9 protein-coding genes are annotated in these 10,613 nt (G+C 64.6%); all 9 read left to right on the plus strand.

Features of this window, described 5'->3' with window-relative positions:
- Positions 1–38 precede the first annotated feature (38 nt).
- The 9 genes from PO768_RS03910 (at position 39) to PO768_RS03950 (ending at position 10,567) form a co-directional block, all read left to right on the plus strand.
- Positions 39–3,530 (plus strand): NACHT domain-containing protein, encoded by a 3,492-nt coding sequence (locus tag PO768_RS03910; RefSeq protein WP_272644975.1) that lies wholly within the window; start codon positions 39–41, stop codon positions 3,528–3,530.
- Between the two features lie 345 nt (positions 3,531–3,875).
- Positions 3,876–4,451, plus strand: coding sequence for a hypothetical protein (locus PO768_RS03915; RefSeq protein WP_272644976.1), 576 nt, complete (start codon positions 3,876–3,878; stop codon positions 4,449–4,451).
- A gap of 9 nt (positions 4,452–4,460) precedes the next feature.
- Positions 4,461–5,012 (plus strand): lytic transglycosylase domain-containing protein, encoded by a 552-nt coding sequence (locus tag PO768_RS03920; RefSeq protein WP_272644977.1) that lies wholly within the window; start codon positions 4,461–4,463, stop codon positions 5,010–5,012.
- A gap of 203 nt (positions 5,013–5,215) precedes the next feature.
- A complete protein-coding gene (locus PO768_RS29200; protein ID WP_336297742.1) occupies positions 5,216–5,479 on the plus strand; it encodes a TrbC/VirB2 family protein in 264 nt (87 codons plus the stop codon).
- A 37-nt stretch (positions 5,480–5,516) separates the two neighbouring features.
- Positions 5,517–5,849, plus strand: coding sequence for a type IV secretion system protein VirB3 (locus PO768_RS03930; RefSeq protein ID WP_272644979.1), 333 nt, complete (start codon positions 5,517–5,519; stop codon positions 5,847–5,849).
- Entirely contained in the window at positions 5,833–8,325 is a 2,493-nt protein-coding gene (locus PO768_RS03935) for a VirB4 family type IV secretion/conjugal transfer ATPase (RefSeq protein ID WP_442953168.1), read from the plus strand. Before PO768_RS03930 ends, PO768_RS03935 begins: the two co-directional genes overlap by 17 nt.
- Positions 8,322–8,732, plus strand: coding sequence for a hypothetical protein (locus tag PO768_RS03940; protein ID WP_272644981.1), 411 nt, complete (start codon positions 8,322–8,324; stop codon positions 8,730–8,732). The genes PO768_RS03935 and PO768_RS03940 overlap by 4 nt, the downstream gene beginning before the upstream one ends.
- Before the next feature lie 12 nt (positions 8,733–8,744).
- Positions 8,745–9,800 carry a type IV secretion system protein gene (locus PO768_RS03945; RefSeq protein WP_272644982.1) on the plus strand — a complete coding sequence of 352 codons (1,056 nt, stop codon included), beginning with the start codon at positions 8,745–8,747 and terminating at the stop codon, positions 9,798–9,800.
- A gap of 50 nt (positions 9,801–9,850) precedes the next feature.
- The gene (locus PO768_RS03950) at positions 9,851–10,567 is read left to right on the plus strand and encodes a type IV secretion system protein (protein ID WP_272644983.1); all 717 of its coding nucleotides are present in this window, start codon (positions 9,851–9,853) and stop codon (positions 10,565–10,567) included.
- The last annotated feature ends 46 nt before the right edge of the window (positions 10,568–10,613 follow it).

The following is a 10,613-nucleotide window of genomic DNA, read 5'->3' on the forward strand; positions in this document are numbered from 1 at the left end:
GTCTACGCACGGATGGTGCAGGCAGGCTGGGGAGCTAGATGGCAGAGGCGGGAGGACCGGCCACACAGGCGGGTATCAGGTATCAGGATCAAGTCGCGGCGCTCTATCTGGGGCGCATGCTCGACCCGCGCGAGCGGGCGCGCCATGACCAGCCGGTTGAGGTCAGGCTTGAAGCGCCAGTGAGCGTTGACGACTTCGTCGTCCGATTCGCGGACGGGTCGCGTCGGTTCTTTCAGGTCAAGCTCTCGCTGGAGGCGAAAGGGAAGCGGTGGAAGGAACTGTGGGTTGCGATCCGAAGCCAAGTCGCCGGCGATTTCACGCCGGACGATCGTATCGAACTAGTCCTAGGGGAACCGTCGCGCCTGGCAACAAATCTTCGCGCACTAGCGGAACGCTGCACTGGGTCTGATGCCTCCGAATGGCAAGGCCGGCTGAACGCGAGTCAGCTTCAGGTTCTGCAGTCGATCCAAAAGGCCTTAGCCTGCACGGTCCAGGACCTCTGGCAGATCTTCTGTCGCCTTGACCTGACCGTGTGCGTGGCCGATGAGGTTGAGCGCGACCAGGTGCCTCTGTGGATGCCACCGTCATCTGTGCCTGCGGCACGGGTCTTTCGCACACTTTCGGAGATTGCGCTCGAAGGCGCGGCAGCGCGCGCCCGTTTCGATGGGCCGACCCTCTACGAGCGCTTACGTTCTGATGCCGGGATCATGATTGCGGACCCGTCGAGCTGGGGAAGCGCTAAATATCGTGAAGCCATCTCCTCGCTCGCAACCATCGAGGTTCCGGGTACGAACTTCAAGCAGAAGCACGGCGCGCAGGTCTTGTGGCCGAGATGTCTTGAATACCGGATGGACAAAGCGCCCGATTTTGACGATGACTTCTCGAGTTGGCGCCAACTAGGTGGCGTGGCTGAAGTCGATCTACAACAGTTTCCCAGCACTGAGCTCAACGCGCTAGTTGTTGTCGCCGGGCCAGGTTTCGGTAAGTCCACCTTGGTCAATGCGTTGGCGCGCAAGACGGCAGAGGCAGGTTTCCTGCCTGTAATCATTTCGATCCCACGTCTTGCCGAATCGGAACTTCCGATAGCCGAATACCTCGCTGAGCGCATCAATGGCGATTTTGGAGTCCGCATCGACTGGCGTGCCGCAGCCAGCACTGGAACACTGGTGCTCTTCCTCGATGGGTTGGATGAGGTCTCAAGCGACCGACGATCCCTCGTACTGGAACGGCTCAATGTGTATCGGGTAAGCCATTCAGCCATCCCGTGGCTGATGACGGTCCGCGATGCCAGTGCACTGGTCCCTCCCGGAGACTGCAAGGTTGTTGAGCTGGCGGCACTGCGCGACTCAGACCTATCGAGGTATGTCGACTTCTACAGGCCCGGCGAGCCAGCCGTCGCGGCTGAGTTGCTGTCGCGGATCTTCGAGCGGCCTGACCTTGCGCACATGGTCCGCATCCCCATTTTTCTGGCGTTGATGCTGGTCTTGCGCCTTGAGAAACAAAACCTTCGGCGTAGCGACTTGCTTGAGAGCTACCTGGGGACGTTGTTTCGGCCCTCGGAGTACAAGGCTGCGCAGCGTGACTCTCTCGACACAGAGACGTTGCGAATCATCGCCGAGCGTGCGGCCTTCGAGGCGTTGGAGACGGACACCATCGGCGTTAGCGTTCGTCAGCTCGAACGGCACGTCAGGGAAGTCTCGCCGGCGCTGCGCACGGACGATGTTCGAGATGCGCTTATCCGCCGCGGCGTGCTCCGCAGAGACGGATTGGCAAGATTGACGTTCCCTTTCCCGATCGTTCAGGAATATCTGGCCTCGGCAGAATTGCTCCGAAATCACGAAGACCAGTTGGGGCGACGCCTGTCCATGATCGTAAGGCGCCCCTGGGCTCAGGCGATCCAGTTTGCGCTCGAGCAGCATCCTGCACCGCACGCTGTCGTCGACGAGATCCTTGCGAAGCAAGATGACGCGTTCCACACCGGCTTGAGGCTGCTCGGCCGATGTCTCTCAAACGGCATGGCTGCGTCCGATGAGCAGTGGCAGCGAATTGGGGACCGCTTCGCTGGGCTGTGGGGATCGCTTGCTTGGCGAACCAACTATCTTGTGGACGGCATCATTGTCGATGCGTTCTCTAAGCCGCTGCATCCCCGAGTGCGAGCGAGGCTGGGCGAACGTCGTCTCGTCTATCACGGCTCGGGCAGGATCCTTTCAATAGCGAATGACACCTCGCTTTCGACCGAAGTCTTGGAGAGATTTCTCGCAGGAGATATCGAGAATTTCCTCACCCTAGTCGACGTTCAAGCTGAGGCGGACCGCCTTGGCGCGACAGCTTTTAGGATGTATGTGCATCGTGCGAGGCGTGAGCCGCGAGCGGAGGCGGACAGTGGTGCGATCTGCTGTTTGCTCGGCCACCTCAGAAGAGGAAGCGTGAGCACGGAGGAGGCATTGGCTGTAGCGAACGACGCGACGCTGGCCCCCGAGGTGCGGTTGGCAGCAAGATTTCATGCCGATTCACCGCTAGACAATGGCGCCAAGGAGCTCATTAGCGGCGCGCTCTCCCGCCCAGGGTACTTTCCGTACCATTCGGCGGCGCTTGCTATGTCCAGCACCGCCGTGGATATGTCATCCGTTTTGGGATTGCTTCAAGCGCCGTCGGCGGATCGCGATAACGCTTCCAGAGCGCTATCAGATCTTTGTGCTCAATGGCCGGCATCCGCTCGAGAGAGCCGACTTCTGGAGGTTCTGGCTAGCAACGACATTCAGGACTGGATGCGCATACTTGCCCTGCAGCATCTGGTGACCATGGGCCGAGTTGCGGCGTTCGACGAGCTACTTTCGAGAATGCCTTCAATGTCGCATGAGACTGTTGGCGAGACCATCGTTCTGATTGGGCATGTGCTCGATCGCTCGCGCGTTCAGCAATCTGTGTCAATGCTTTCGGCTAGGGAGTGGGCTCCTGACGAGAGAAGTCGTCTCGGCCACTCGCTCATGACTGGTCTGAAGTGGCGCGTTCATAAGCCCGGCGGAACGAGCACCATGGATCCTCTTGCAAGACATCCTGGATTGACGGCGTCGTTTCCACTGTTGGAATCTTGGATATTGCGTACCGATTACGAGCCGTGGAAGCATCTCAGCTTGGTCGTAGAAGCTGTCCAGATTGGAGTGCCTGGCGCGATCACCCTTTTGCGTTCAGCTTTCGAAAGAGCTATGGCGACGCCTACCTCCCAGAGGCTTAACGACGAGGCGTCTGCCGGTCATGCGCTAGAGGCGCTTCATGCGCGTGGGATGGGCGTTTCCATTGACGAACTCGAGCGAATCGCCGCAACAGCTACGTACAACCTCTGCAACAGTGCTCTTCGGCTCCTCGCCAAAATCGGCACTTTGTCCGCAGCTGAGTCGCTAATGCGGCTTTTCATTGGGCTTCCGGCTGACCTTCGGAAGTCTTTGCTTGAGGCTCTAGAACCATTGGCTGGTAGGTTGGGCCTGCGGATAACCAGAGTCGGTGACATGCTGTTGGCATCGGCGGTGTAGTCAGGTTTGGTGCCCAACGGTTTTGGCCGGCAAGCTGGTGCGTCTTTGACGAAGGCACGACACCGGTCGTTAAATCCGTCAGGCGGACAGGCGCGCCGGCGTCTGCTTCATACCAGAGAGCGTGAACTCGGCGGCTGATCGCCGATGGCGGCAACCGCTGCAGAGCGGCTGAATGCAGCGCTGGCGCAGCCGCCTTCGCACCCGCAACCGCCCTTTTGTAACCGCTGATTAATCGCAAAATTCAGCACGCGATCTGGCTGGTTTGACGCCTAGATTTTCTTCACGGGAGCGCAGCAAACAGCGCCCCACACAAGGAACTCTCGGCCACCAAACCAACCAGCCGCCATGAAACTCCGCACCACCTCTGCCGGCCCGCTCACGTCTCGTGGTGATCACCCGGCACCGCATGGCAAGCAGGCCCCCATCGCCGCCGCGCTGAGCGCCGCAGCCCTGCTCCTTGGCACGAGCACGCCGGCCCTGGCGCTCGATGGCTGCCTGGTCTTGCTCTGCCTTGCCGCGCCGAGCTGGCGCGCCATTCCCCAGTGCGTGCCGCCCATCACGCAGCTCTGGCGCGACCTGGCTCGCGGCCGGGCTTTCCCGAACTGCAGCATGGCCGGCGGCGGCAACTCGGCCAGCCATGCCTGGGCCAGCGCACCCAGCTTTTGCCCACCCCAATACACGCGCATCGTCGATGGCCCCAACGGCCCCCGCTACTACTGCAACTACACCGGCGCCGTGGCAGTGACCGTCAACGGCCAGGCCTTTGCGCGAACCTGGTGGACTCTCAGCGGCGACACCGTGACCGACTTCAGCCCAGCCGCCAAAGCCATGCTCGGCCGCTGGGACCGGCGATTCGACGACGACTACGCCGCCTGGCTGGCATCCCAGCCACCGGCACCACCGGTCGAGTCGGGGAACTGAGGAACGGCCATGGACAGCCCCACATTCCTCGCCCTGGCGCTGGCCTGCGCTCCGCAGGTGGCGCCCAGCACCGCCCATGCCCTGGCCGCCGCCGAAAGCGCCCTCCACCCCTGGGCCATCGGCGTGGTGGGCGGGCGGCTACAGCGGCAACCCCGGACGCGCGCCGAGGCGCTGGCCACGGCCCGCGCGCTGCGTGCCGCCGGATGGAACTTCAGCGTTGGGCTCGGCCAGATCAATATCGGCAACTTCGAACGCCTGGGGCTGACGCTGAGCAGCGCCTTCGAGCCCTGTATCAACCTGGCGGCCATGCAGGCCGTGCTGACCGAGTGCCTGGACCGGGTCCCTGCTTCACGCGCTTCCGATACAGACATGACGTCTCAGGCAGACCAGACCTCACTCAGGAAAACCCCGTCTTGCTACTACAGCGGCAACTTCGTCACTGGCTTTGAGCATGGCTATGTGCGAAGGGTGGTCGCCGCTGCGGGCACCCCGGCTTCGGCTCGGGCCGCCCTTCCCCAACCCCTCCTCCACCCCATTGCACAGGCAAAGGAACAGCCATGAGCGACACCGCACACGTCCGAGGCGACACCCCCAGCGCCGCCGCCCCTCCCCCCATCGGCCGCCGGACTCGCCGCCTCCCGGCCGGCTGCCCGCCCGCTGCCAGCGCGCAGACTCAAAGCCCTGCCCCTCGCAGCGGCCGCCGCCATCACCGCTGGCTCGATCACCGGCCCAGGGCCTTCCCCAATCTGCGCGCTTCGCGCCGGATGCGCGCGCTGGCCGCCTCCATCGCTGCGCCGCTGGTGACGCAGCCAGCCCTGGCCCAGGGTTTCGAGAAGATCAACACGACGGTGACCAACGTCAACATGATCCTGGTGACGATCTCGGTCGCCGTGGTGACCATCGCCATCATCTGGGCCGGCTTCAAGATGATCTTCCAGGGCGCCCGCCTGGCCGATGTGGCCAATGTGCTGATCGGTGGCACCCTGGTCGGCGGCGCCGCCGCCTTTGCGACCTTCATCGTCAGCTGAGCGTCCAGCACCGCTCAGCCTGGATCGGAGTTCCACCATGCAGCCCGAGACGATCTACAAGGGTGCGACGCGGCCCGCGATGAAGCTGGGCATTCCGCTCACGCCGCTGGTCACCCTCTTCGGCAGCGGCATGCTGCTGATCGTGTGGGGCGGTCTGCTCGTGAGCTGGTGGACGGCGCTCGTGGTCCTGCTGGCCCTGTGCCCGGCCCTGATCTGGATGCGGCTCATCACCGCCCGAGACGACCAGCGATTCCGGCAGGCCTATCTCGCCCTGCGACTGCGCCTGCATGACCGCAACCATCGCTTCTGGTGCGCCCGCAGCTACGCCCCCACCCTCTACCGAGGAGCCCGCGATGCTTGGCATGTCTAGCAGCCCCCCGGCCGGCGCGGGCCGCCGCTTCGGGCAACCTGCACCGGCCCAGCCCCGGTACTGGCGCCAGGTTCGCACGGAGAACCCCCTGGCCAGGTTCGTGCCGTTCTCGTCGATGCTCAGCCCCCACGACGTGATCACGCGGGGTGGCGACTACCTGCGCGTCTGGCGCCTGGACGGGATTCCCTTCGAGTGCGCCGACGAGCACCTCGTCCAGGAGCGCCATGAGGCCCTGTGCAGCCTGCTGCGCAACCTCGCCGGTGGCCAGTGGGCCGTGTGGACCCACAGGCTCCACCGCCATGTGAGCGACCAGCTGGAACACCCGCCGGTATCCGGCTTCGCCCGCGACCTGTCCCAGGCCTACCAGGCCCAGCTCGGCGAGCGCCCCATGATGAGCAATGAGCTCTACCTGACCCTGGTCTACCGCCCGGAGTCCTCGCGCGTGGGCCGGGCGCTGCGGTCAAGGCCCCGCTCGCGAGTCGCCATTGCCGAGGCCCAGTCGGACGCCCTGCGCGTGATGGAGGAGCGCACAGCCCTGGTCGCACGGGTGCTGCAAGGCTTCGGCCCGCGCCTGCTGGGCGTCCGCCAGCAGGGCCAGCGGGCCTACGCCGAGGTGGCTGAGTTCCTGGGCTACCTGGTCAACGGCCGGCCCGACCCCGTGCCGCTGGCAACGGGGCCGTTGTACCGGACCCTGCCCAAGGTCCGCCTGTCCTTCGCGGGCGACAAGCTGGAGCTGCGATACGGCGACGAGCGCCGCTACGCGGCCCTGGTCGACATCAAGGAGTATGCCGACGCGGTCGAACCCGGCATCCTCGACTCGCTGCTCTACGAGGCCAGCGAGTTCATCGAGACCCAGTCCTTCTCCATCCTGCCGCGCCGTGAGGCCATGCGCGCGCTGGAACTGCAGCGGGACCAGCTGATCGCCAGCGACGATGTCGTGGCCAGCCAGATCGCCGACATGGACGCGGCCCTGAACGAGCTCGGCGATGGCCAGTTCTGCATGGGCGAGTACCACTACAGCCTGGTGGTGTTCGGCCATGACGGGGCGGATGCCGGCCGGCATGCCGCGCAGGCCATCGGCGCGGTTGGCGAAGCCTCAAGCCTGCAGATGTCGCCGGTCGACCTGGTGGCCGACGCCGCCTGGTTCGCCCAGATGCCCGGCAATTGGAAATGGCGGCCGCGCGACGCCAAGCTCTCCTCGCGCGCCTTCGCGGCCCTGGCCAGCGGCCACAACTTCGCCAGCGGCAAGCGCGAGGGCAATCCCTGGGGCCAGGCGCTGGCGCTGCTGCGCACGCCCTCCGGCCAGCCCTTCTACCTGAACCTGCATGCGAGCCCGGATGGCGAAGACTCGGCCGACAAGAAGCTGCCGGGCAACACGCTGATCATCGGATCGACAGGGGTGGGCAAGACCGCGCTGGAAATGTTCCTGCTGGTACTGACCCGCAAATGGCAGCCGGCACCGCGCCTGGTCCTGTTCGACCTCGACCGCGGCTGCGAGATCGCCATCCGGGCCCTGGGCGGCCGCTACTTCACACTCGAAGCGGGCCAGCCCACCGGCTGCAATCCGCTTCAGCGCGAACCGACGCCGGCCCGTATCCAGTTCTGGGAACAGCTGGTGCGCACCTGCATCGCGACCACGCCCCTGCCCCTGCTGCCCGCTGATGAGCGCGCGATCGCCGATGCGGTCAAGGCGGTGGCGATGCTGCCGGCCCCCTTGCGCCGCTTCTCCACGCTGCGGCAGAACCTGCCCAAGACGGGAGACAACAGCCTCTTCGAGCGGCTCGGACGCTGGTGCGAGGGCGGCGCACTGGGCTGGGTCTTCGACCAGGCCGGCGATCAACTGATCGGTCTGGACGAAGCGCCCATCATCGCCTTCGACACCACGGAGTTTCTGGACCTGCCCGAGGTGCGGACGCCGGTGATGATGGTCCTGCTCGAAGTCATGAAGGAGCGCATCGACGGCAGCCGGCTGATCTATGTGATCTCCGAGTTCTGGAAAGCCCTGGATCACGAGATCTTCAGCGACTTCGCCAAGCACAAGCAGAAGACCATCCGCAAGCAAAACGGCCTGGGCATCTTCGACACCCAGAGCCCGTCCGACGTGCTGAGCCATCCGATAGGCCGGACCATGGTCGAGCAGAGCGTGACCAAGATCTTCCTGGCCAACCCCCAGGCGCTGCGCGAGGAGTATGTCGAGGGCTTCGGCCTCACCAATGCCGAGTACGACATCGTGCGCAGCCTGGGCACGCACGGCAACCGCCGCTTCCTGATCAAGCAGGGTCATGCCAGCGCGATCTGTGAGCTGGACCTGACGGGTCTGGACGACTTCATGGCCGTGCTGTCCGCGACCACAGACAACGTGGCCTTGCTCGATGAGATCCGCCAAAAACATGGTGACGATCCGTGTCAATGGCTTCCCGTCTTCATGCGGGAGGTTCAGCATCGTCGACTGAGATTTTCAGGGAGAACCGCATGAAGACATCGTTGCAGCTCGCCGTGCTCAGCTCGCTCGCGTTCGGCACCGCCGCCGCCTGCTCCGCCCCTTTCGTCAAAGGCAATGAAGCCGTGACGGTCGCGCCCGACGGCAGCACTCGTGTCGAGACACCGCCGCTGCCGAAGGCGTCGCTGGGCAAGCCCTGTCCCGCGACAAAGCCTGGATGCACGCCCAGCGGCTGGCGGATGGTGGAGACAAAGGACGGCATCCGCGAGTGCACCGAGTTCTACGCCCGGCCGGGCACCTGCCGTGCGTCGACATTCGGCCAGGAGAAGCGCCCCCGCCAATGGATCGTCAAGTTCAAGGGCGATTGGCTGCAGTGCGAGCGGCCCGACCTCGGCAGCCGCTGCGTCAGCATCAAGGCGCTGCCGAATCTTGTGGTTCAGTGAGGAGCAAACATCATGTTCGCCTGGGTCGGATCTCAGCTTGACAGCGTGTTGAACACGTATGTCGTCGGCGTCATCGCTACGCTGATAAGCGCGATCACGCCGCTCGCGCTGACCGCCATGACGCTCTGGGTCCTGCTGTTCGGCTGGGCAGTCTTGCGCGGCGAGGCCTCAGAGACTGTGCCGATCTTCGTCTGGAAAGTGGTCAAGATCGGTCTGGTGCTGGCCTTCGCCCTCCAGTCCGGCAATTACATCAGCCATGTGGTTGAAGTCGCCAATGCCTTGGCGACCGGCGTTGCGGCCACATTCCTCCCCGCTTCAGCGGATCCGACCACAGTCGCCACGCCCTACGCGCTGCTTGATGCATTCAATGAGAGAGCCAGCCAGCTCGTCCTCGACCTGATGAAGGAGGCCGGCATCACGCGGCTCGACCTGGTCTTCGCCGCCGTCGTCACCGCCTTCGGCAATGTCATCTTCCTTTGCCTGGCGCTCTTCGTCGTCACGCTCGCCAAGGCCTTCCTGAGCTTCACGCTGGCGGTTGGCCCCTTGTTCATCCTCTGCCTGGCCTGGCGCCCGACCGCCCGCTTCTTCGACAGCTGGCTGTCGGCGCTACTCAACTCAGTGGTGCTTGCCTGGTTCGCATTCTTCGCCCTGGGGCTCAGCGCCTACATCGGCGACGCCATCGTGCTGGCCATTCAGTCCCAAGGCGGCTTCCTCGGGCCCCAGCTCAACGTCGTCGCCGAGTCGCTGAAGTACTGCATCGTGATGATCCTGATGGCCATCGTCTGCTTCCAGGCGCCGGGCCTCGCGTCCGCCCTCACCGGTGGGGCGGCCGTGCAGCAAGGCGTCCAGATGATCCAGAACGTCATGATGGTTTCCAGGCTGGGCGCGACAGCGGGTCGTAGCGGCACCGCCGCCAGCGCCCAGGGCGGCGTCATCCGGGCCGGAACCGGCCTGCCCTATGCACTGGGGCGAGCGGCAGGCAGCGCCGCCTCATACGCACGCACCGGCAGAACTCCGCCGCCCATCACCCCAGCCTACCGACGCGCCGCTATGCGCGGCCTGGCCTGACAAGGCCAAGCCAGGAACGGCCCCGAACTGCCACACCAGGGAGCATCGCCATGATCATCATTCGCCTCCGGCTCGCATCCTTCTTCTGCGCGCTCGCGATCACCGTGACCGCCTTCAGCCCAGGCACGGCCAAGGCCCAGGGCATCCCGGTCATCGATGCCGCCAACCTGGCCCAGACCATTCAGCAGGTGATGAACGACATCACGGCGATCAACAACCAGGTCCAGCAGATCGTCCACCTGCAAAGCCAGCTCAACAGCATCATCGGCTCTCGCAATCTCGGCGCCGTCTTCGACAGCCCGCTGCTGCGCAACTACGTGCCCGCCGAGGCCTACACCCTGATCAACGCAGTCAACACCTCGGGCTACGCAGGGCTGAGCGGCACCGCCAAGGCGCTGCGCGACCAAGGTCTGATCTACAACTGCGCGGACCTTGGCGGCGACGAGCGGATCCGCTGCCAGGCCAGCCTGGCCCAGCCCTACCAGCAAAAAGGCATGCTCCAGGATGCGATGCGCACGGCGACAGGTCGCCTCAACCAGATCCAGTCCCTGATGCAGCAGATCAATGCCACGACCGACCAGAAGGCCGTGCTGGAGATCCAGGCTCGCATCGGCGCCGAGAACGCCCTGCTCGCCCACGAGGTCTCCCAAGTGCAGATGCTGCAAGGCATGTCGGACAGCGAGGAGAGGATCGCGCGCTCGCGCGACCGAGAGCGCCAGTACCAGATGCTCAATCGCACCGGCAAGGTCGCCGACTTCCTGCCCTGATCGGCACCCCTGACACCCCATCCTCACACGCGCTGAAGCTCGCCAC

Origin of the sequence: Paucibacter sp. XJ19-41 (assembly GCF_028462495.1) — a bacterium.
Taxonomy (GTDB): Bacteria; Pseudomonadota; Gammaproteobacteria; order Burkholderiales; family Burkholderiaceae_C; genus Roseateles_E.